The sequence below is a fragment of the Pseudonocardia sp. WMMC193 genome (genome assembly GCF_021728735.1).
GTDB lineage: Bacteria > Actinomycetota > Actinomycetes > Mycobacteriales > Pseudonocardiaceae > Pseudonocardia > Pseudonocardia oroxyli.
In genome coordinates this window covers 2,635,425-2,655,025 of record NZ_JAKKDO010000003.1, presented here as the reverse complement: position 1 = coordinate 2,655,025, position 19,601 = coordinate 2,635,425, and the positions used below count along the sequence as shown (strand labels likewise).

At 74.6% G+C, this 19,601-nt stretch carries 20 protein-coding genes; 9 read left to right on the top strand and 11 right to left on the bottom strand.

Annotated elements, in window-relative coordinates:
* Window positions 1–32 precede the first annotated feature (32 nt).
* Window positions 33–617, bottom strand: coding sequence for a TetR/AcrR family transcriptional regulator (locus L3X23_RS13970; protein WP_237192624.1), 585 nt, complete (start codon window positions 615–617; stop codon window positions 33–35).
* A gap of 94 nt (window positions 618–711) precedes the next feature.
* On the opposite strand from L3X23_RS13970, the gene L3X23_RS13965 reads away from it, so the two are divergent.
* Window positions 712–1,188 carry a MarR family transcriptional regulator gene (locus tag L3X23_RS13965; protein ID WP_237192623.1) on the top strand — a complete coding sequence of 159 codons (477 nt, stop codon included), beginning with the start codon at window positions 712–714 and terminating at the stop codon, window positions 1,186–1,188.
* Window positions 1,189–1,214: 26 nt separating this feature from the next.
* Window positions 1,215–3,782 (top strand): MFS transporter, encoded by a 2,568-nt coding sequence (locus L3X23_RS13960; RefSeq protein WP_237192622.1) that lies wholly within the window; start codon window positions 1,215–1,217, stop codon window positions 3,780–3,782.
* A 77-nt stretch (window positions 3,783–3,859) separates the two neighbouring features.
* Here L3X23_RS13960 and L3X23_RS13955 read toward each other — a convergent pair whose 3' ends face one another.
* Complete coding sequence (locus tag L3X23_RS13955) at window positions 3,860–4,282, bottom strand: organic hydroperoxide resistance protein (RefSeq protein WP_093078785.1); 423 nt, start codon at window positions 4,280–4,282, stop codon at window positions 3,860–3,862.
* Between the two features lie 99 nt (window positions 4,283–4,381).
* Here L3X23_RS13955 and L3X23_RS13950 point away from each other — a divergent pair, with 99 nt between their 5' ends.
* Window positions 4,382–4,927, top strand: a complete 546-nt coding sequence (locus L3X23_RS13950) for a TetR/AcrR family transcriptional regulator (protein ID WP_237192621.1) — start codon at window positions 4,382–4,384, stop codon at window positions 4,925–4,927.
* Window positions 4,928–5,035: 108 nt separating this feature from the next.
* Here L3X23_RS13950 and L3X23_RS13945 read toward each other — a convergent pair whose 3' ends face one another.
* Window positions 5,036–6,382 (bottom strand): amidohydrolase family protein, encoded by a 1,347-nt coding sequence (locus tag L3X23_RS13945; protein WP_237192620.1) that lies wholly within the window; start codon window positions 6,380–6,382, stop codon window positions 5,036–5,038.
* Window positions 6,379–7,521: a CoA transferase gene (locus tag L3X23_RS13940; RefSeq protein ID WP_237192619.1), complete on the bottom strand. Its 1,143-nt coding sequence runs from the start codon at window positions 7,519–7,521 to the stop codon at window positions 6,379–6,381. Before L3X23_RS13940 ends, L3X23_RS13945 begins: the two co-directional genes overlap by 4 nt.
* Window positions 7,522–7,568: 47 nt before the next feature.
* Here L3X23_RS13940 and L3X23_RS13935 point away from each other — a divergent pair, with 47 nt between their 5' ends.
* Both L3X23_RS13935 and L3X23_RS13930 read left to right on the top strand, forming a co-directional pair.
* A complete protein-coding gene (locus L3X23_RS13935; RefSeq protein WP_237192618.1) occupies window positions 7,569–8,579 on the top strand; it encodes an enoyl-CoA hydratase/isomerase family protein in 1,011 nt (336 codons plus the stop codon).
* Window positions 8,576–8,980, top strand: a complete 405-nt coding sequence (locus L3X23_RS13930) for a DUF5709 domain-containing protein (protein ID WP_237192617.1) — start codon at window positions 8,576–8,578, stop codon at window positions 8,978–8,980. Before L3X23_RS13935 ends, L3X23_RS13930 begins: the two co-directional genes overlap by 4 nt.
* 21 nt (window positions 8,981–9,001) lie before the next feature.
* Here L3X23_RS13930 and L3X23_RS13925 read toward each other — a convergent pair whose 3' ends face one another.
* Both L3X23_RS13925 and L3X23_RS13920 read right to left on the bottom strand, forming a co-directional pair.
* Window positions 9,002–9,217: a DUF2945 domain-containing protein gene (locus L3X23_RS13925; protein WP_237192616.1), complete on the bottom strand. Its 216-nt coding sequence runs from the start codon at window positions 9,215–9,217 to the stop codon at window positions 9,002–9,004.
* Window positions 9,218–9,287: 70 nt separating this feature from the next.
* Window positions 9,288–10,277, bottom strand: a complete 990-nt coding sequence (locus L3X23_RS13920; protein WP_237192615.1) for a LacI family DNA-binding transcriptional regulator — start codon at window positions 10,275–10,277, stop codon at window positions 9,288–9,290.
* Between the two features lie 346 nt (window positions 10,278–10,623).
* On the opposite strand from L3X23_RS13920, the gene L3X23_RS13915 reads away from it, so the two are divergent.
* Complete coding sequence (locus L3X23_RS13915) at window positions 10,624–10,974, top strand: universal stress protein (protein WP_237192614.1); 351 nt, start codon at window positions 10,624–10,626, stop codon at window positions 10,972–10,974.
* A 106-nt stretch (window positions 10,975–11,080) separates the two neighbouring features.
* On the opposite strand, the gene L3X23_RS13910 is transcribed toward L3X23_RS13915, so the two are convergent.
* The 3 genes from L3X23_RS13910 to L3X23_RS13900 all read right to left on the bottom strand — a co-directional run bounded on the left by L3X23_RS13910 (window position 11,081) and on the right by L3X23_RS13900 (window position 13,859).
* A complete protein-coding gene (locus L3X23_RS13910) occupies window positions 11,081–11,554 on the bottom strand; it encodes an Hsp20/alpha crystallin family protein (protein WP_255733949.1) in 474 nt (157 codons plus the stop codon).
* Window positions 11,555–11,850: 296 nt separating this feature from the next.
* On the bottom strand, window positions 11,851–12,165 hold the full coding sequence (locus L3X23_RS13905; protein WP_237192613.1) for a hypothetical protein: 315 nt from the start codon (window positions 12,163–12,165) through the stop codon (window positions 11,851–11,853).
* An 11-nt stretch (window positions 12,166–12,176) separates the two neighbouring features.
* Window positions 12,177–13,859 (bottom strand): sodium:solute symporter family protein, encoded by a 1,683-nt coding sequence (locus L3X23_RS13900; protein WP_237192612.1) that lies wholly within the window; start codon window positions 13,857–13,859, stop codon window positions 12,177–12,179.
* A 223-nt stretch (window positions 13,860–14,082) separates the two neighbouring features.
* On the opposite strand from L3X23_RS13900, the gene L3X23_RS13895 reads away from it, so the two are divergent.
* Window positions 14,083–14,856, top strand: coding sequence for a DeoR/GlpR family DNA-binding transcription regulator (locus tag L3X23_RS13895; RefSeq protein WP_237198026.1), 774 nt, complete (start codon window positions 14,083–14,085; stop codon window positions 14,854–14,856).
* 67 nt (window positions 14,857–14,923) lie between these two features.
* On the opposite strand, the gene L3X23_RS13890 is transcribed toward L3X23_RS13895, so the two are convergent.
* Entirely contained in the window at window positions 14,924–16,054 is a 1,131-nt protein-coding gene (locus L3X23_RS13890; protein ID WP_237192611.1) for a C40 family peptidase, read from the bottom strand.
* Between the two features lie 267 nt (window positions 16,055–16,321).
* Entirely contained in the window at window positions 16,322–17,416 is a 1,095-nt protein-coding gene (locus L3X23_RS13885; RefSeq protein WP_237192610.1) for a glycosyltransferase, read from the bottom strand.
* 120 nt (window positions 17,417–17,536) lie between these two features.
* Between L3X23_RS13885 and L3X23_RS13880 the strand changes: the two genes are divergently transcribed.
* Both L3X23_RS13880 and cobF read left to right on the top strand, forming a co-directional pair.
* The gene (locus tag L3X23_RS13880; RefSeq protein WP_237192609.1) at window positions 17,537–18,811 is read left to right on the top strand and encodes an esterase family protein; all 1,275 of its coding nucleotides are present in this window, start codon (window positions 17,537–17,539) and stop codon (window positions 18,809–18,811) included.
* Window positions 18,808–19,566, top strand: a complete 759-nt coding sequence (cobF, locus tag L3X23_RS13875; protein WP_237192608.1) for a precorrin-6A synthase (deacetylating) — start codon at window positions 18,808–18,810, stop codon at window positions 19,564–19,566. The genes L3X23_RS13880 and cobF overlap by 4 nt, the downstream gene beginning before the upstream one ends.
* Window positions 19,567–19,601 lie beyond the last annotated feature (35 nt).

Sequence of the window (19,601 nt, the reverse complement as noted above, 5' to 3'; positions counted from 1 at the left end):
TCCACTGGCGACGGTAACCTCCCGCCGCGCGCTCACTCAACCGCCCGTAACAGGAAGGTGACGAGGCGCTCCGCGTACCCGTCGACGTCGATGTCGCCGCGCCGGGCGTCCGGCGTGGACGTCGTGTGGATCATGACCCCGCCGCAGAGCGCGTCCAGCAGCAGCGTGGGGGAGGTGTCGCGGCGGATCTCGCCGCGCTCGATCCCGCGCCGGATCATCGCGCGCGCCGCCTCGAGCCGGCTCCGGCGATGGGTCTCCCAGGCCTCCGCGACGTCCGGGATGGTGAGGTACTCCACACCGAGCCGCCGCAGCGCCTGGCCCTCCGCGCCGAGATGGTGGACGAGCAGCTGGCGCGCCAGCGCCAGCAGGTCGCCGCGCAGCGTGCCCGTGTCGGTGTCCAGGACGAGCGGCACCCCGTCCGCGAGCGCGGCCCCGAGGAGTGCCTCCTTCGTCGGCCACCGCAGGTAGATGGCCGCCTTGCCCACGCAGGCGAGCCGGGCGACCGCGTCCACGCTGAAGGCCGCCCACCCGTGGTCGGCGTAGCGGGTCACGGCCGCCCGCAGCACCCGCCGGTCGACCTCCGGGTCCCGCGGCCTGCCCGCCGTCGTCGCGCTCATGAGACGGCCAGGCTATCGGGTGATCCCGGCGGCTCACGTTGCATGCCACAAGCATCGGAGTTAGCTTGCATGTAGCACGCAAAGGAGAAGAGTCGTGATCAGCACGTCGACCGCCGCCGACCTCATCGAGGTGATCCGGGACGTCGTCGCCCTCGGCCGGGCGGCCCGGCAGGCCCCCGAGGGGGAGCCCGGCGGCCCCTGCGCGGTCCACCACGCCCAGGCGGGAGTGCTCGTGCTCCTGCACGAGGAGGGCGAGCAGCGGCTGGGCCGGTTGGCCGGGTCCCTGGAGCTCGACGCCTCGGTGATCAGCCGTCGGGTGGCCGTCCTGGAGGAGTCCGGCCTGGTGGTCCGCCGCCCGGACCCGGACGACCGCCGGGCCCAGCTCGTCGGCCTGACCGACCAGGGCGCCGAGGCACTGCGCTGCTACCGCACCGCGCGCGCCGAGGAGGTGGCCGCCGCCCTCACCGACCGGGAGGACGCGGACGTCGCCACCCTCGTCGCAGGTCTGCGCGGCCTGCTGACCGATCTGAGCCGGATGCCCGCCCCCAGGCACCGCACGCCCGTCGGCTGAGCGCCGACACCGAGAGTCGAGGAAGTATGTCCAGCCCCACCGCCGCCACGGCCACCGCCCCGGTGACCGCGCAGGACAGCGGCACCATGACGCAGCGCCAGGTGGTCCAGGCGCTGTCCGGCATGTTGCTCGCGATGTTCACCGCGTTCCTGTCGGCGACCATCGTGTCCAACGCGCTACCGGTCATCATCACCGACCTGCACGGCTCCCAGAGCCAGTACACCTGGGTCGTCACCGCGACCCTGCTGGCGTCCACGGCGAGCACCCCGATCTGGGGCAAGCTCTCCGACCTGTTCTCGAAGAAGCTGCTGGTCCAGCTCGGCATCGTGCTGTACATCGGCGGCTCGGTGCTGGCCGGTTTCTCGCAGTCCGTCGAGACGCTGATCGCGTGGCGCGCCGTGCAGGGCCTCGGCCTCGGCGCCCTCCAGTCGCTGATCATCATCGTGATCGCGGCCATGATCAGCCCCCGCGAGCGCGGCCGCTACACCGGTCCGATCGCCGCGGTGATGTCGCTGGCCACGGTCGCGGGCCCGCTGATCGGCGGCCTGATCGTGGACAGCCCGCTCGGCTGGCGCTGGTGTTTCTGGGTGGGTGCGCCGGTCGCGGTCGTCGCGCTGATCGTCGTGCAGCGGACGCTGAACCTGCCGGTGGTCAAGCGCCGGGTGAAGATCGACTACCTGGGCGCCGCGCTCATCGCGGGCGGCGTCTGCGACCTGCTGATCTGGGTCACGCTGGCGGGCGACGAGTTCGCCTGGACCTCCGGCACGTCCTGGCTGCTGCTCGGGATCGGCGTGGTGCTGTTGGCGCTGGCCGTGTTCGTCGAGTCGCGGGCCGCCGAGCCCATCGTGCCGCTCTACCTGTTCAAGAACCGCACCACCACGCTCGCCACGGTCGCGAGCATCGCCGTCGGCGTCGCGATGTTCGGCGGCGCGGTCTTCCTGGGGCAGTACTTCCAGATCGCCCGCGGCTACTCGCCGACGGCGTCCGGCCTGCTGACGCTGCCGATGATCCTGGCCTCCACGCTCTCGGCGACGTTCTCCGGCATCCTGATCACCCGCCTCGGCCGCTGGAAGGCCTTCCTCGTCGTCGGCTCGATCCTGATGGTCGTCGGGTTCGGGCTGCTGGGCACGATCGACCACACCACGGACATGGTGCTCATCGGCGGGTACCTCGCGGTGCTCGGCCTCGGCATGGGCATGACGATGCAGAACCTGGTGCTGGCCGTGCAGAACACGGTGCAGCCCTCGGACCTGGGCGCGGCGTCCTCGACCGTGACCTTCTTCCGGTCCCTCGGCGGCACCGTCGGGGTCTCCGTGCTCGGCGCGGTCCTCGCCTCGCAGGTCGCGGACCGGACGGCGGACGGCCTCGCCGCGGCGGGCGTCGCGGTGCCCGAGGGCGGCGCGGGCGCGGACGTCAGCCTCGCCTCGCTCAACGACCTCCCGCCCGCGCTGGGCGACATTGTCCGCGGCGCGTACGGCGACGGCACGGCCACGATCTTCCTGGTGGCGGGCGCGCTCGCGATCATCTCGGTGCTCGCGATCGTGTTCATCAAGGAGGTGCCGCTGCGCACCCTCAGCGGCATCCAGCAGCAACAGGCCGAGTCCGCGGGCGGCGCTGAGACCACCGCTGAGATCACCGCAGAGACCGTGGTCGAGCCGGTCCGCGAGCCCGTCTGGCACCAGGGCCGCCACGCCCTGCACGAGAGCACGCCGCGCGCCGCGGCCGACCCGGACGGCATCGGACCGGCGGTGTACGGCTTCGTCGGCACCGCGGGCGGAGCCGGCATCGGGTCCGCGGTCGTGACCCTGACCGGGCCGGACGGCGTCCAGGTCGGCCGGGCGGGCACCGCCGCGGACGGCGGCTTCGAGTTCCACCTGCCGACCGGCGGGACGTACCTGCTGGTCGTCGCGTCCGGAGCGCTGCGGCCGTCGGCCACGATGGTCGCGGTCGCGGACGCCCCGGTGCGCCACGACGTGGTGCTCGGCGGCGGCGTCGAGGTCACCGGCACCGTGCGGCCCGCCGTCCCCACCACGCTCACCGCGATCGACGCCCGCGGCGACGTCGTCGGGGTCGCCCGCACCGACGCCGGGGGCCGGTACCGGATGGACGGGCTGGCCGCCGGCACCGTCACCCTCACCGCCGCGGGGGAGGGGCACCCGCCGGTCGCCACGACCGTCACCCTCACCGACGGCACCCCGCTGGTCCACGACGTCACGGTGCCCGACCGGGCCACGCTGCGCGGCACGGTCACCGCGGACGGCACCGGGCGCGGGGTGCCGGAGGCGGTCGCCACGCTCGTCGACCCCGACGGGCACGTGGTCGGCTCGACCACCACGGACGCCGACGGCCGGTTCGGCTTCGACGACCTGCCTGCCGGCCGCTACACGCTGACCGCCGCGGGGTACGCCCCGGACGTGCAGGTCGTGCGCGTCGAGCCGGGCGGCACCACCGACGTCCGCGTGGCGCTCGGTCCGGCGGGCGGGCCGGGGTACGACACGGCCCGCCGCGCCGACCGCGACACCGAGCTGGAGGCGGAGCTCGACGCCGAGCTGGACACCGGACCGGTCCGGGTCCAGCCGGTCGCGGGCGACTGACCCGGAGACGGATTGGACAGCACCGACGACGACGGCCCCCGCACCCACGGTGCGGGGGCCGTCGTCGTCGGCCGGGCTCAGGCGACGGTGGCCTCGAGGGTCACCGGGATGTTGCCGCGGGTGGCGTTGGAGTACGGGCAGACCTGGTGGGCGGCCTCGACCAGCTGGTCGGCGGTGGCCTGGTCCACGCCCGCCAGCTCGACGTACAGGGCGACGGACAGCGCGAACCCGCCCGCGTCGTTCGGGCCGATGCCGACCTCGGCGGACACCGACGAGTCGGTGACGGGTGCCTTCTGCTGGCCCGCGACCAGCTTCAGCGCGGAGTGGAAACAGGCGGCGTAGCCGGCGGCGAAGAGCTGCTCGGGGTTGGTGGCGCCGCCCGCCCCGCCCATCTCCTTCGGGATCGCCAGGTCCTGGTCGATCTGGCCGTCCGACGAGCGGACGTGGCCGTTGCGGCCGTCTCCGGTCGACATGGCGGCGGCGGTGTAGAGGGTGGACACGGGAGGCCTCCGAGGGGGTAGAACGATCGGTCTCTTCGAGCCTGGCACGAGCGGTCCGAAAGCGCAAGACCGATCGTTCTTTCTGCTAGCCTGGCGCCCATGTCCGTGCTCTCTCCCGCCCGGGAGCGGCTGCTCGCCACCGCGTCCGCGCTCTTCTACGCCGACGGCATCCGCGCCGTCGGCGTGGACCGGGTGATCGGCGCCGCGCAGGTCACGCGCGCCACCTTCTACCGGCACTTCCCGAGCAAGGACGACCTGGTCGTCGCCTACCTCGGCGCCGTGGACCGGGCCGTCCGCGCGGTCGCCGACGCCGCGCCCGAGGGGGCGGCCCGGCTGCGCGCCGTCGTCGGGGGGATGGGCGAGCAGCTGTGCACCGAGGGCTTCCGCGGCTGCGCGTTCCTCAACGCGGCCGCCGAGTTCCCGGAGCGGGACAGCCCCGTGCACCGTGCGGTCGCCGCGCACCGCGCCTGGCTGTCCGAGCTGTTCGTGCACGAGCTCGCCGTGGTGGGCCACCCGGACCCGCAGGCGGGCGCCGCCCACCTGATGATGCTGCGCGACGGTGCCATGGTCGCGGGCTACCTCGGCGACCCCGCGGTGGCCCGGGAGACGCTGCGGCGCGGCCTGGAGGAGATCCTCGCGGCGTGAGGGTGCGCGCGAGACGTGATCGCACGTTTCGTGCGCTGAGGGCGGCATGATCGTTGTTTGCGTGCGCTCAGTGCGGTCGGCACGACGGTGAGCGCACGACACGTGCGATCACCACAGCCGCTGCGGGACCCCGCCGATCCACACCGCCCGCACGGCCGCGGCGGAGGGCTCGCGCAGGGCGTCGGCCAGCGGGGTGTGCAGCAGGACCAGGTCGGCCCGCACGCCCGCGGCGACGCGACGTGCCGGCGCGCCCGGGGTCGGCGCGAGATACCCCGCCAGGGCCTCGGCGGCCGTGATCGCCTCGTCCGGTCCGAGCGGCGCCCCGTCCGGTGTGGACCGGGTGGTCGCCGCGGCGATCACCGCCCAGGGGTCCACCGGCCCGTACGGGGCGTCGGAGGACGGCGCCACCGCCACGCCCGCGTCGAGCAGGCTGCGGCAGCGGTAGAGGTCCCCGTGGTCGGCGACCGGGACCTCGCGGCGGAAGGCGTCGCCGCGGTCGGCGAGGAACCCCGGCTGGGTCACCACGGCGAGGCGGCCCAGCTCCCCGATCAGCTCCGCGGGCACCATCGCCGCGTGCTCGACGCGGTCGCCCGGGAGCACGCCCGCCACGTGCAGCGCGACGAGGAGCAGGACCAGCGACTCCCGGGTCACCGAGTGCACCGCCACGGGGCGCCCGACGGCGTGGGCGGCGCGGATCCGCTCCACGAGCTCGTCGAGCCCCGGCAGCCCGGAGTCCGCGAGCACGATCTTGTACGGCCCGGCGACGACCCCCGGGGGAGGCGCGGCGCCGAGCGCCACGCCGAGCAGCGTGAGCCGCTGCGGGACCACCGCGAGGGAGGCCGGGTCGGCGAGGTCGGGGGTGGCGTCGGTCAGCGCGGTGAGGCCGAGGGACGCCAGCTCGGCGCCGAGTCCGCGCAGGTCGGGCGGGTCGGCGGCGGGGAGGCGGGCACGCAGCCAGTCGTCGGCGCGCAGGACCCGGCCGGTGGGCGCCCCGTCCCGCAGCTCGACGCCCGGGTGGTCCGGCGGCCCGATCCGCGCCAGCGCCGCGCTGTTCAGCACCCACATCGCCCCGCTGCGGTGCTGGATCCGGACCGGTCGCTCGCCGTGCAGCCGGTCGAGGACGGCGGCGTCGAGATCGTCCCCGGGATAGCCGACGCCGCGGACCCAGCCGTGGACGTCCGCCTCGGCCGCGCGCAGGGCGACGGCCAGCGCGGCGTGGTCGGCCGGACAGCGCACCGACCGCCGGGCCGCGGCGAGGGCGTGCAGGTGCAGGTGGTGGTCGTGCAGGCCGGGCAGCAGCGCGCCGCCGCGGCACTCGACGACCTCGACGACCTGCACGACCTCGGCGGACCCGCGCTCCCGCGCACCGACCGCCACCACCCGGCCGCCGTCCACCAGCACGTCCGTCCGTGTGCCGTGCACCTCGGCGTCGCGGAGCAGCAGGGTGTCGGTCATGCCCGCAGACCGAGGTCGGCGAGGACCGCGGCGGTGTCGGCCCCGAGCGCCGGGCCGCCGGACGGGATCTCGCGGTGTCGGGGGAGCGGCGCCTCCTCGACCGGGCCGCCCGCGCTGCCGTCGAGGGTGTCCGCGACCACCGCGGTCATCGAGACGTCGTGCAGCACACCGGGTGCGCGCACCGCGAGCGCCGCCGCGGTGAGGCCCGTGAGCGGGTCGGCGATCGCGTCCCCGACGAACACCGGCAGGCCGTCGCGGTCGAGCGCGACGAGCCCCGCGGCGGCGGCCACGTCGTCGCCGAACCCGACCCGGTCCGACGCCCGCCCCGCCGCGGTGATCGACACCCACGTCGAGCCCCGCGCCACCGCCTCCTCGGCGTGCAGCCCCCAGGCCCGCAGGGCCCGCGGACGCGACCCTTCGATCACCACGTCCGCCGCGGCGACCAGCGCGTGCAGCGCCGCCCGGTCGCGGACCGGGTCCAGCACCACGGAGCGCTCGCCGTGGTGGAGCAGCGCGTGGAAGCGGGGCTCGCCGCGCCGCGCGCCGTCGGGCCGCTGCGGGGTCTCGACGGTCACGACCGCCGCGCCCGCGCGTCGCAGCAGGTGGGCGCACAGCGGACCCGCCCAGAGCGCGGCGAAGGACACGACCAGCCGCCCGCGCAGGTCGGCCCGCCCGGCGGAGGCCACACCGGGGGGCCCGGGGTGGGACGACGGGTGGGACGACGGGTGCGCGACGGGCGCGGCGGCGACCCCGAGGAGGGTGGCGCGCTCGGCGAGCTCGGCGGCGGGCATGACCGCGAGGGCGGCCCGCAGGAGCGGCCAGGGATCGTCGTCGGGGAGCGGGTGCTCGACCAGGGCGCCGAGCAGGGCGGGATCGTCCGGCCGGGCGCAGGAGACGGCCGCCCAGCCGTCGGACAGCGGGACCAGCCTGCAGGCGCCCCCGACGGAGGTCCGGCCCGCGCGGGTGCGTCCGGTGAGGGCGGCGCGCTCACCCAAGAGCGCGGCCCCGTCGATCCCGAACATCGCGCCGAGCCCCGCGGCGACCGAGGCCGCACGCCCGGGCGGGACCAGCGGCGGGCCGTCCGGATGCCCGGTCAGGGCCGCGACCCCGCAGGCCAGCCAGTCCGCCCGCGCGTCCACGCCGCGACCCTACCGACCGATCGGCGCGGCACTACCCTGCGAGCACCATGACCGTGCCCGTCCTCGCGCCCGCCGAGCTCGCCGAGCTGCCCCCGCTCCTCGACGGCGACGGGGGGATCGTGCACCCCCTCGTCGCGGTGGACCTCGACGGGCCGGGCGACTCGGTCCCCGCGGGCGACCGCATCCTGGTCGGGATCGGCACGCCGCGGGCGCTGTGCGCGGACCTCGACCTGACGCTGGTCACGACCGCCACGGACCGCACGCAGGTCGCGGTGGCGGACCCGGCGGCCGCCCTGGCGCACCTGGACGCCGTGGTCGCGGCGAACCCGCAGGCCTCGACGGTGCTCGCCGGGCTGCTGCGCTGGTCGGGCACCCTGGACGTCCCCGCCGCGCTCGACGCCGAGTCGCTCGCCTACTCCACCCTGCTCGGCGGGCCCGAGTTCGGCCGCTGGCTCGCCGCCCGCGGCCCCCGCCCGCTCCCGCCCCCGGTCGCCGACCCGGTGCTCGCCGCGCGGGAGGGGGGCACCCTGCACCTCACCCTCAACCGGCCCGAACGCCGCAACGCCTACGGCCGCCTGCTCCGGGACGCCCTGGTCGGGCTGCTCGACCTGGCGCTGCTCGACCCGACGGTCGAGCGGGTCGTCCTCGACGGCACGGGCCCGGCCTTCTGCGCCGGGGGCGACCTCGACGAGTTCGGCACCACCCCCGACCCGGTCACCGCGCACCTCGTCCGCACCCGGGCGGGTGCCGCGCTGCCCCTGCACGCCCTGCGCGGGCGCGTCGAGGTGCGGTTGCACGGCGCGTGCGTCGGTGCCGGCATCGAGCTGCCCGCCTACGCCGGGCGGGTCGTCGCCGACCCCGACACGGTGCTGCGGCTCCCGGAGGTCGCGATGGGCCTGATCCCCGGCGCGGGCGGCACGGTCAGCATCCCGCGCCGCATCGGCAGGCACCGTGCGCTGTGGTGCGCGCTGTCCGGGCTGCCGGTCCCCGCCGCGACCGCACTGGAGTGGGGACTCGTGGACGCGATCGTCCCGGCTCGTGCCAGGCTGTCCCCATGAGCGACCCGGACAGCTTCGACACCGAGAGCGACCAGCTCGAACCCGAGGACACGTTGATGGACACGGGTGTCGCCGACGTGCTCGACGAGGGCTACTCGCCGCCCGAGCGGCCCTGGACCGCGGACGAGGACGCGACCCTCGACGAGCGGCTGGCGCGCGAGCTCCCCGACGAGACGGTGGAGGACGAGGACGACGAGGACCCGGACTGGGAGGCGGACACCGACGACACCGACGGGGAGCTCCTCGACGACCAGGTCGGCGAGCGCCGCTCGGGCCGGTTGGTCGACGCGGCCGAGGGTGGGCTGTCCGACACCGACTCCGACGCCTGGGCCTCGGACGTGGGCATCGACGGCGCCGGGGCGTCGGCCGAGGAGGCCGCGGTCCACGTCGTCGACGAGTGATCCGGGGACGACCCGGAGGGCTCAGGCCTTCTCGAGCTCACTCTCCAGCTTGAGGACGGTCGTGCCGTCCTCCTGCACGAGGACGTAGGCGGGGTTGTCGTCGGTCCCGTTGCGGGACTGCTTCTTGCCCTTGATGGTCTTCTCGACGCGGTCGGTGTGCACCGAGTCGACCTTGCCCTCGCCCTGCCCGTTGCCCCAGTTCCACGCGACCCGGGATCCCTTGCGGTACTTCGCCATGCGCGGGGGATCCCCGCCGGTGCGGGCGCCGAAACCGGGGCCCTGGGTCAGGCCGGCGTCAGGCGGTGCGTCAGGCGCTGTCCCGGGGCACGAGCCGGGCCGGGAGCCGCCGCACGGCGAGCTCGGGATCCCACCGGCCCTCGAGGGCGGCCAGCACGGCGTCCGCCATCCGGGACTCGTCGGCGGCGAGGTCGGCGCTCACCGTCGTCAACCGCGGTCGGACCAGCTCGGCCTGCGGTTCGTCGTCCGCGGCGAGGACCGCGACCTGCTCCGGCACGCGCACGCCCGCGTCGACCAGTGCGGTGAGGATGTGCGCCGCGTGGGTGGTGGTGGCCCCGACGACGCCGTCGGGCAGGGTCCCGTCCGTCAGCCAGGTCCGCACCAGGACCGCGGCGGTGTCGCGGTCCGGGCTGAACGGCACGCGCCGGGTCTCGGCGCCGCCTGCCTCGGCGGCGGCCTCCGCCTCGTCCATCCGGTGTCCGAGGGTCTGCCGATCCACGAGCCGGGAACAGCCACCGAGCACCACGATCCGCCTGCACCCGCGGTCCAGCAGGTGCTGGGCGGCGGTCCGACCGAGGTCCCCGTCGTCGATCACGACGGTCGCGGTGAGGTCCGAGGGCGTGTGCGACAACGCGATCGGCACGGTGCCCGCCTCGGCGAGCATCGCGACGCTGTCCTCGGTGTAGCGGTCCAGGGTGGCCACGACCGCGGCGGGCCGCAGCGCCAGCCACGACCGGGCGGCCGGGATCCCGGTGACCGTGGGGTCGCCGTGGATCAGGAAGGTGTAGCCCGCCTCGCGGACGTCTCGGGCCACCTGGATCAGGGTGACGAACGACAGCCCGCCGCGCAGCACGGCCGCGCCGTCGACGTGGCCCACCACGAGGTCGCTGCGCCCGCGTCGCAGCGACCGTGCGCTCACGTGCGGCACGTAGCGCAGCTGCTCCGCCGCCTCGAGCACCCGCGCGCGGGTCGGCTCGGGGATCCGGGCGCCCGGCGTCCGGTTGAGCACGTAGGAGGCCGTGGCGCGCGAGACGCCTGCCTGCCGGGCGACGTCGCTCATGGTCGCCGCGCGGGGACCGGTCGAGTCCCCGCGTCCGCTTATACCGTCCACGAGGGAGATCGTGCAGCAGCCCGCTCCGACACGATCGGGTCCTCCCCGCACCCACACGGGCGAGATCACCGCGCTCACCCGTGGTGACCCGAGTGCGCCGTCCGAGCGTCGGCGCCGTCCCCGTTCAGGGGGTGGAGCGTGACACCTGTTGCGGCTCAACGGGTGGCGCCCCGGGGGTCCGGGCGCGCCCCACGTGCGCGAGGTGGGGTCCGCCATGTCGGGCAGACACGGCGGGGCCGCGGCGCGCACACTGGCGCGCTCGACCGGGGATCGGGCCCGGCGCGGGAGGAGCGGCATGACGGTGATGGTGGCGGTACCGGACTCGCCCGAGGGGCGGACGGCGCTGTCGGCGGCGATCGACGAGGCGCGGCGGCGCGCGACCGACCTGGTCGTGCTCAACCTGGCGCTCGGGCCGCTGGACCTGGTGGGCATGCCCACCGACCTGACGATCACGGTGAAGGAGCGCACCGGCTACGCGGACCTGGCGGACTGCGTGCTGGCCGCGCTCGACGAGCACGCGGACGCCGTCGACGTCCTCGTGATCGGCATGAAGCGGCGCAGTCCGATCGGCAAGGCGCTGCTCGGCTCGCTGTCACAGCGGCTGCTGTTGGAGGCCGAGGTCCCGGTGCTGGCGGTGAAGCGCTGACCCGTCCGACGCGCTGACCCGTCCGACGCGCTGTCCGATCCGACGCAGAACGAGGCCGGCCGACCCGTTCCTCGGGTCGGCCGGCCTCGTCGTCGGGTGGCGCGGACTACTTCTCCTCGGCCGCCTGCTCCTCCGCCGCGGGGGCGGGGACGGTCACCGGGATGCGGGTCGCACCCGGCGTCTGCGGCTCGGTGTAGGCGCCGGCCACGCGCACCTTCAGCACGCCCGCCTGGTAGGTGGCGCTGACGGCCTCGGCCGTGACGTGCTCGGGGAGCGCGAAGCTGCGGCGGAAGGAGCCGTAGCGGACCTCGCGGAAGCGGCGTGCGCCGTTCTGCTCGGAGCGCTCGTCACGGCGCTCGCCGTGCACCAGGAGACGACCGTCCTCGACGTCCACCCGGACGTCCTGGGCGGTGTCGATGCCCGGCAGCTCGAGGGCGACGACGGCGTCGTCACCGTCGCGGGTCACCTCCGCGGCGGGGGTGAAGCCGGTCTGCCGCTGCACCGGCACCGGTGCGAAGGCGCGGCGGACGAGGGCGTCGAAGTCGGCGAAGAAGGGGTCGCGTCGGGTCAGGGTGCTCATCGGATGCCTCCGTTGTTCTGCGTTCCTGACTCACTAAACATGAGTCGGTTCCGCTCAATTCCGGAGCCGGACCGAGGTGATGCGAGTCACCGACGTGACCTCTTCGGGAACGATTCAGAAGATCAGCGCGTCTTCGGTACTGTAAGTGCATAACTGAGGAGAGGAGGACAGCATGACCACGTTCTGGACCACGGTCCGCCGCACCGCACGTCGTTTCGACGACTGGACGCTGCAGGCGTTCAACCCGCAGTACCCAGTCGGCTCCCGGAAGTGAGCCCGGGAGCCGACCAGGGCTCCTAGTGAGAGGGGCCGGCAGTGTCGCCGGCGGTCCCCTCGATCTCCGCCGCGGGTGCCTTCACCGGGCGCAGCCGCACCCAGGTGAGGAAGAAGACCGCGAGCACGAGCATCGCGATCCCGGTGTCCAGGTTGATGTTCCAGCCGCCCGCCTTGTCGATGTCCGCCTGCGTCGTCGAGAACAGGCCCAGGACGAGCAGCACGATCCCGTAGACGCCGAACATCAGGGCGAGGATCGTCCGCAGGTCGAACAGGCGCGAGGCCGTCGTCGAGGCCGGGGCACTGTGCCCGGTGGCCGGACCGTCCGGTTCCGTCATGTCGTCCGTCCTTACCAGAAGAGGATGTAGAGGATGGCGGTCAGGACGAGCACGCCGACGCCCAGGGTCACGGGGCTGCGGTACCAGCCCGCGTCCTCGCCGTGGGTCTCGTGGGTGCGCTCCTCCTTCGACGTCAGGCTCCACACCAGACCGGTCAGCTCGGCCGCGGGCCGCGGCGTGCTGACCATGGAGACCGCCACCGCGACCACCACGCCGACGACGAACGCCGCGCTGGCCCCGACGAAGCTGCCCGCCTGGCTCGACAGCGGGAGGACCCCGGTCGTGACCAGCACGTTCACCGCGACGGCCGCGGCCGTGCCCGAGAGCAGGCCGATCCACGCCGACGTCCCGGTCATCCGCCGCCAGAACAGGCCCAGGATGAAGATCGCGAACAGCGGCGCGTTGAAGAAGCTGAACAGCGACTGCAGGTAGTCCATGATGTTGCCGGACCCCGAGGCGATGAACGCCGTGCCGATCGCGATCACACAGCCGATGACGGTGATCCAGCGCCCGACCTGCAGGTAGTACTTGTCCGACTTGCCGGGCCGCACCCAGTCCTGCCAGATGTCGTAGGTGAACACCGTGTTGAACGAGCTGATGTTCGCCGCCATGCCGGCCATGAACGCCGCGAGCAGACCCGCGATCGCGACGCCCAGGATCCCGTTGGGCAGGACCTCCTTCATCAGCAGCGACAGCGCGTTGTTGTACTCGACGTCCGTGGTGCCGCCCGCCTTGAGCGTGACGATCTGCGGGACCAGGACACCGGCGATCATGCCGGGGATGATGATGACGAGCGGCAGCAGTGCCTTCGGGTAGGCGCCGATCAGCGGGGTGCGCTTGGCCGCCGACATGCTCTTGGCGGACAGCGCGCGCTGGACCTCCGCGAAGTTCGTGGTCCAGTAGCCGAAGGACAGCACGAAGCCGAGACCGAACACGATGCCGATCACCGAGAGCGTCGGGTTCGCGATCTCGGTCAAGGTGGTGCCGGGCCAGGACGACAGCTCCTCGGCCCCGCCCGGGCCCGCGGTCACCGCCGCCTTGAGCCCGTCCCACCCGCCGACGCGGCTGAGGCCTGCGATCGTGAGCGGGATCAGCAGTGCCAGGATCACGAAGAACTGCAGCACCTCGGAGTAGATGGCCGCGGACAGCCCGCCGAGGGTGATGTAGGCGAGCACGATGAGCGCGGCGATCGGGATGGCGAGCGCCAGCGACCAGCCGAGCAGGGCCTCCAGGAGCAGGCCGAGCGAGAACAGGTTGACACCCGCGATCAGCACCGCGGAGAGCGCGAAGATCACGGCCTGCACGCGCTGGGTGGTCCGGTTGAACCTCTTGAAGAGGAACTCGGGCACCGAACGGGCCTTGGAGCCGTAGTAGAACGGCATCATCACCAGGGCGAGGAAGACCATCGCCGGGATCGCGCCGATCCAGTAGTAGTGCACCGTCGGGATGCCGTACTGGGCCCCGTTGGCCACCATGCCGATCAGCTCGAGCGCGCCGAGGTTCGCCGAGATGAACGCCAGGCCGGTCACCCAGGCGGGCATGGACCGGCCGGACAGCAGGAAGTCCAGGCTCGACGACACCGACCGTCGGGCCGCGTAGCCGATGCCCAGGACGAGCAGGAAGTAGAACGCCACCAGGACGTAGTCCAGGGCGTTGGCGTCGAGCCGGAGGTCGGTCTGTTGGGCGAGGATCATGGGTGGCCTCGCAGCCGTCCGGTGTGCATAGCGGCTCCCTCGCCGATGTCCGTGCGATCGTGTCGCGCCGGAACATACCCTCTCCGCCGACGAAGTGAACATTATCCGACAGACTGAATCGGTGGAGTCTGTGCGGTACGGGCGGGTACGGCCCCGCAGGTCCGTTGACGCTGGTTCGAACGCGTTGCATTGTGTGCGGTGTGAACGGCGGTCGAGGGTGAGCCTGCTCGCCCGGCAGCGCCAGGAGCTGATCCTGGAGCAGGTCCGGGAGCGCGGCGCCGTGCGCGTCTCCGACCTCGCCGAGCGGTTCGGCGTCTCGGACATGACCGTCCGCCGCGACCTCGACGTCCTCGCCCGCCGCAGGCTGGTCGCCAAGGTGCACGGTGGCGCCACCGCGCTCGGGGTCCCCAGCACGCACGAGCCGGGCTTCGTGGAGAAGTCCGGCCGTCAGCAGGCGGAGAAGGAGGCGATCGCCGCGGCCGCGGCCGAGCTCGTCGAGCCGGGCACCGCGATCGGCCTGTCCGCGGGCACCACCACCGCCGCCCTGGCCAGGGCCCTGCTCGAGGTCGAGGGGCTGACGGTCGTGACCAACTCGATGGCGGTGGCCGAGGTGTTCAGCGCGGAGCGTCCCGGGCGCACGGTCATCCTCACCGGGGGGATCCGCACGCCGTCGGAGGCGCTGGTGGGGCCGGTGGCCGTGGCGGCGCTGCGGACCCTGAACCTCGACGTCGTGTTCCTCGGCGTGCACGGGATGAGCGCGGCGAGCGGGTTCACCACCCCGAACCTGATGGAGTCCGAGACCGACCGGGCCCTCGTCGAGGCCGGACACCGGCTGGTCGTGGTCGCGGACTCGACGAAGTGGGGGACCGCCGGGATCTCGACGATCGCCGAGCTCGCCGAGGCGGACGTGCTGGTCACCGACAGCGGCCTCGACGACGAGGCCCGCGCGGTCCTCGCGGGCGAGGTCGACCAGGTGGTCGTCGCCGAACCCCGCTGACGCGGTCGTGCGTGGTATGTGGTGCTCTGGCACCACTTACCACGCACGGGCGGCGCAGCCGCCAGACCTAAACCCGACGGGCGCCCGAGTACGGGAAGCTGCTCATGTCCGAGATCTTCACCGGTTCGCCGCTGGTGCTGGCGTGCAGGATCTTGCCGCCGCCCATGTAGATGCCCACGTGGCTGACCGGCTGGTAGAAGAAGACGAGGTCGCCGGGCTGCAGGTCGCCCTTGGCGACCGGGGTGCCGAACGTCGACTGGGCCGCCGAGGTGCGCGGGATGGTGATCCCCGCCTGCTTGAACGCCCAGCTGGTGAGGCCGGAGCAGTCGAAGGCGTTCGGACCCGACGAGCCCCACGAGTACGGCGCCCCGAGCTTGGTCTGCGCCGCCGCGAGGGCCTTGGCGCCGAGCCCGGACACCCCCGAGATCACGTCGCCGACCGAGGCGCCCGCGGCGGCCTTCTTCAGCGCGTCCGCCCGGGCCTGCGCCTCGGCCGCCTTCTTGAGGACGTCCGCCTGCGCGGTGTTCGCGTGGCCCAGCACCTGGGGCAGGGCGCCCAGCGCGGAGCCCAGCGCCGTGGCGCTGGTGCCGTCCGTGCCGACCGGCGGGACCGCCGGGATGACCTGCGTGACCTGGGTGGCCTGCGCGGCGAGGTCCGCGCCGGTCGCGGTGGCGCCGTCTCCCGCGGCGTCCGTGCCGTCGGTGAGTGCGGGCAGCACGTCGTCCGCGGCGGCGAGGTGGAACGCGCCCGTGGCCTGCGCGATCTCCTGGGCCGGATTCGGCATGCCGGTGAGCAGCGCGGACGCGCCCACGGCCCCGACACCCGCGGCCGCGACCATGGCCCGGGGCGAGCGCAGGACGGCCGGGAAGGTGCCCGTCAGGCCGCCGGCCACGCTGCGGAACGCGCCGGTGACCCCGGCGCCGGTGAAGAACGAGCCGGTGAGCCCGGCGGGCGGCTCCGGCGCGGCGGCCGGGAACGCCCGGGTCGCCTCGTCCACCGGGGCCACCGGGGTCTCGGGGGACCCGGCGCGGCGGGCCCGACGGCCGCCGGAGGGCGGCGGGACGTCGCCGGAGAGCCGGGAGATCAGGTCGGCGGCCGAGAGGCCACCGGACCGGTCCTCGGCGCTGTGACGGGCGGCCGGGACGAACAGGTCGAAGCCCCTCGGGGACAGGGCCACGCTCGCGCCTGGTGCAGTCATGCAGTCGTTCCTCGCCGTCCACGGGCGGGAGCGCTGGGGAGCGCCGCCTGTACCTGCCCCGTGCCGGGGAGTGGGCGCCCGGGGGAGTGTCGGCGGGCAGGTGGGACGGGCCGACCGGGCGTGCCCCCGGACGCGGTTCCCGGAGGCGGGTACGACCGTAACCGGGCCGTGATCGGGACGCGCCCCGAACCGTGACCCGCGCGCCGACCGGTCGGCTCTCCGGGACGAGACGTCGTTTCCGTCGGCCGAGAGCCGTTCGGCGCCTGGTCAGCGTGTCGTGCTCGCGTAGAGCGCGCGGAGCCGTTCGGCCCAACCGCCCGCCTCGAAACGGTCCAGATAGCGGGCGCGGGCGGCGTCGCCGAGCCGCGCGCGCAGCGCGGGGTCGGCCGCCAGCTCCGCGACGGCCTCGGCGACGGCGTCCGCGTCGAGCGGGACGGTCCGGCCGGTCTCCCGGGTGACGATCTCGGGCAGGCCCCCGGTCCGGCCGGTCACCGCGGGGATGCCCGCGGCCAGTCCGCGCACCGCGGCCGTCGGCATCACGTCGGTGCGGGTCACGTGCACCTGCAGGTCCGCGGCCTGCAGCAACGCGGCCGGGTCGGGCAGCGGGCGGAAGCTCACCCGTCCCGTCAGCTCCTCCTCCCGGCCCACCCGCGCCTCCAGCCAGGGCCGCAGCGGCCCGTCCCCGGTGAGCACGACGCGGACGCCGAGGTCCTCGGGCAGGGCGGCGACGGCGTCGAGCAGGAGGTCCTGGCCCTTGCCCCGGCGCATGGGGGCGGCGGAGACGACGAGCACGTCGTCCGCGCCCACCTGCAGCGCCGCCCGGGTGCGCGCGCGGTCGGGCAGCGGCGCGGGATCGGTCACGCCGTCGGGCAGCACGACGAGGCCGTGCGCCGAGCCCGCCACCCGCCGGTACCAGTCCACCTGCAGCCGCGAGACGGCGATGGTGCGGGTGACGAACCGGGCGCGGGCGGTGGTCTTGGCCGCCCGCCGCAGCCGGTCCAGCCTGCCCGCGGGCTCCTCCTCGATCCGGTGCAGCGTGGAGAACACCGGGATCCGCAGCCGGGTGCCCGCCGCCGCGCCGACGACGTCCGCGTTCGGGGCGTGGGTGTGCACCAGCTGCGCCCGGTGCGCGCGCAGGGTGTCGAGGAGCGCGGGCACCGCCCGGGGGTCCCAGGGCGCCAACCCCTCCTCGACCACGACGGCCCCGGCCGCGCGCAGCGCCTCGGCCCGGCGGCCCCCGCTCCCGGTCAGGGCGACGACGACGAGCTCGAGCCCCGCGCCCGCCGCGGCGCCCGCCAGTGCGGGCAGCCCGTACTCCCCGTCCGCGGGGTGCAGCGTGTCGACGAGGTGCGCGACTCTCACCGAGGATCTCCTCACCGGGCTGTCACCCGATCGTGGTCGTGGAGCGGCCGAGGGTAGCGAGAATGCCCCAGACCGGCCCGAAGATCCCTCGCCCGGCGGGCCGGTTAGCGTTCCCCCTCGGTGCGCGCGCTGATCCTGGACTCACCCCTCCTCTTCGGGTGGCTGCCGACGACCCTGACCTGGCTGGGCGTCGGCTCCCTGGTGTTCCTCTTGGTGCGGTTCCGCAGGCGCTGGTGGACGCGCCGGGTGCCGCTCATCCTGCTGGTCACGGGCCTGGTGCTGGGCGCGGCGGCGATCACCTTGGCGGTGTGGGCGCCGTTCCCGGACCCGCTCGGGTGGCGGGTCTGGATGTGGAGCGGGGTGGGCGTCGGCGCGCTCGTCGCCGGGACCGTCGGCTTCGGGGGCCGGTGGTGGCGCCGGGTGCTGATCGTCCCCGCGGTGGTGCTCGTGCTGCTCACGGCGGGAGTGAAGATCAACGCCGTGTACGCCTACCGGCCCACCCTCGCAGGCGTGCTGGGCGTCCCGGCCGCGAACGCGATCGACTTCGCCGCCGTGCCCGGGACCGGGCCCGTGGTGCCTGTCGCAGGCTGGCAGCCGCCTGCGGACCTGCCGCGCGCTGGGCGGGTCGCGACCGTCGACATCCCGGGCACGGTCTCCGGGTTCGCCGCCCGGCCCGCGTCGGTGTACCTGCCGCCCGCCTACCTGGTGACCCCGCGCCCCGAGCTCCCGGTGCTGGTGCTCATCGGCGGCCAGCCCGGGGACGTCTCGGACTGGCTGCAGGCGGGCGAGCTCCCGACGATCATGGACCGGTACGCGGCGGCCCACGGCGGCCTCGCGCCCGTCGTCGTGGTGCCGGACGCGACCGGCAGCAGCTTCGCCGACCCGCTCTGCCTCGACTCCCGGCTCGGGAACGTGCAGACCTACCTGGCGACCGACGTGCCCGCCTGGGTCGCGGCGCACCTGCAGGTCGGGCCGGGCCGCGCGATCGGCGGCTTCTCCTACGGCGGGACGTGCGCCGTGCAGATGGCGACGAACCATCCGGACGCCTACCCGACCTTCCTCGACATGTCCGGGGAGGTGGAGCCCTCACTCGGCGACCACGCGAAGACCGTGCAGGCCGCCTACGGGGACCGGACCGACCCGGAGGCCGCCTACCGCGCGACCCTCCCGCTGACGCGGTTCCCGCAGGTGAGGGGCATCGCCGGCCGGGTGGTCGTGGGGCGCGACGACGCGATCTACGGCCCGCAGGCCCGCCAGGTGGTCGACGCCGCGCAGGCCGCGGGGCTGGACGTCACGCTGTCGGTGGTGAACGGGACGCACTCCTGGACCGTGGCGAAGGACGGGCTGGCGGCGGAGCTGCCGTGGGTGTGGGGTCGCCTAGTGTCGTCGCCGTGACCAGCACGGTGTATGTGATCGGCATCGGGTCCGGCGACCCGGACCACCTGACCCTCGCGGCGGTCTCGGCCCTGCAGAAGGTCGACGTCGTCTTCGTGATCGACAAGGGGGAGGCGAAGGAGGACCTGGTCGCGCTGCGCACCGAGATCCTGCACCGCCACCGCACGCCCGGCTCGTACCGCGTGGTCGAGGCCGCCGACCCGGAGCGGGACCGGACCGCCGAGCGGTACACCGAGGCCGTCGTCGACTGGCAGGACCGGCGGGGCGCGCTCTACGCCGAGATGGTCGCCGGGCTGGCGCCGGGAGAGACCGGCGCGTTCCTGGTGTGGGGCGATCCCGCGCTCTACGACGGCACGCTGCGCCTGCTGGAGGGGCTGGACGTCGAGGTGGTCTCGATCCCCGGGATCTCCAGCGTGCAGGCGCTCGCGGCCGCCCACCGGCTGATCCTCAACCGGGTGGGCCGCCCGGTGCTGATCACCACCGGGCGCCGCATCGCGGGGGGCCTGCCCGCGGACGTCGACGACGTCGTCGTGATGCTCGACGGGGGCACCGCCTTCGCCGACCTGCCGGACGCCGAGGTCGCGGACGTCGACGTCTACTGGGGCGCCTACGTCGGGAGCGCGGACGAGATCCTCGTGGCCGGGCCGGTGCTCGAGGTGCGCGACGAGGTCCGCCGCGTGCGGGCCGAGGCGCGCGCCCGCAAGGGCTGGATCATGGACACGTACCTGCTCCGACGCCACCCCGCCGAGCGCTGAGCGCGCGCTCTGCCAAGCTGTGCGGCGACGAGCGG

Coding starts and splice junctions, on each gene's coding strand:
- L3X23_RS13950 (WP_237192621.1), top strand. CDS start 4,382: ATGTCCGTGCTCTCTCCCGCCCGGGAGCGGCTGCTCGCCACCGCGTCC.
- L3X23_RS13915 (WP_237192614.1), top strand. CDS start 10,624: ATGACGGTGATGGTGGCGGTACCGGACTCGCCCGAGGGGCGGACGGCG.
- L3X23_RS13960 (WP_237192622.1), top strand. CDS start 1,215: ATGTCCAGCCCCACCGCCGCCACGGCCACCGCCCCGGTGACCGCGCAG.
- L3X23_RS13935 (WP_237192618.1), top strand. CDS start 7,569: ATGACCGTGCCCGTCCTCGCGCCCGCCGAGCTCGCCGAGCTGCCCCCG.
- L3X23_RS13970 (WP_237192624.1), bottom strand. CDS start 617: ATGAGCGCGACGACGGCGGGCAGGCCGCGGGACCCGGAGGTCGACCGG.
- L3X23_RS13920 (WP_237192615.1), bottom strand. CDS start 10,277: ATGAGCGACGTCGCCCGGCAGGCAGGCGTCTCGCGCGCCACGGCCTCC.
- L3X23_RS13900 (WP_237192612.1), bottom strand. CDS start 13,859: ATGATCCTCGCCCAACAGACCGACCTCCGGCTCGACGCCAACGCCCTG.
- L3X23_RS13905 (WP_237192613.1), bottom strand. CDS start 12,165: ATGACGGAACCGGACGGTCCGGCCACCGGGCACAGTGCCCCGGCCTCG.
- L3X23_RS13930 (WP_237192617.1), top strand. CDS start 8,576: ATGAGCGACCCGGACAGCTTCGACACCGAGAGCGACCAGCTCGAACCC.
- L3X23_RS13890 (WP_237192611.1), bottom strand. CDS start 16,054: ATGACTGCACCAGGCGCGAGCGTGGCCCTGTCCCCGAGGGGCTTCGAC.
- L3X23_RS13945 (WP_237192620.1), bottom strand. CDS start 6,382: ATGACCGACACCCTGCTGCTCCGCGACGCCGAGGTGCACGGCACACGG.
- L3X23_RS13910 (WP_255733949.1), bottom strand. CDS start 11,554: ATGAGCACCCTGACCCGACGCGACCCCTTCTTCGCCGACTTCGACGCC.
- L3X23_RS13925 (WP_237192616.1), bottom strand. CDS start 9,217: ATGGCGAAGTACCGCAAGGGATCCCGGGTCGCGTGGAACTGGGGCAAC.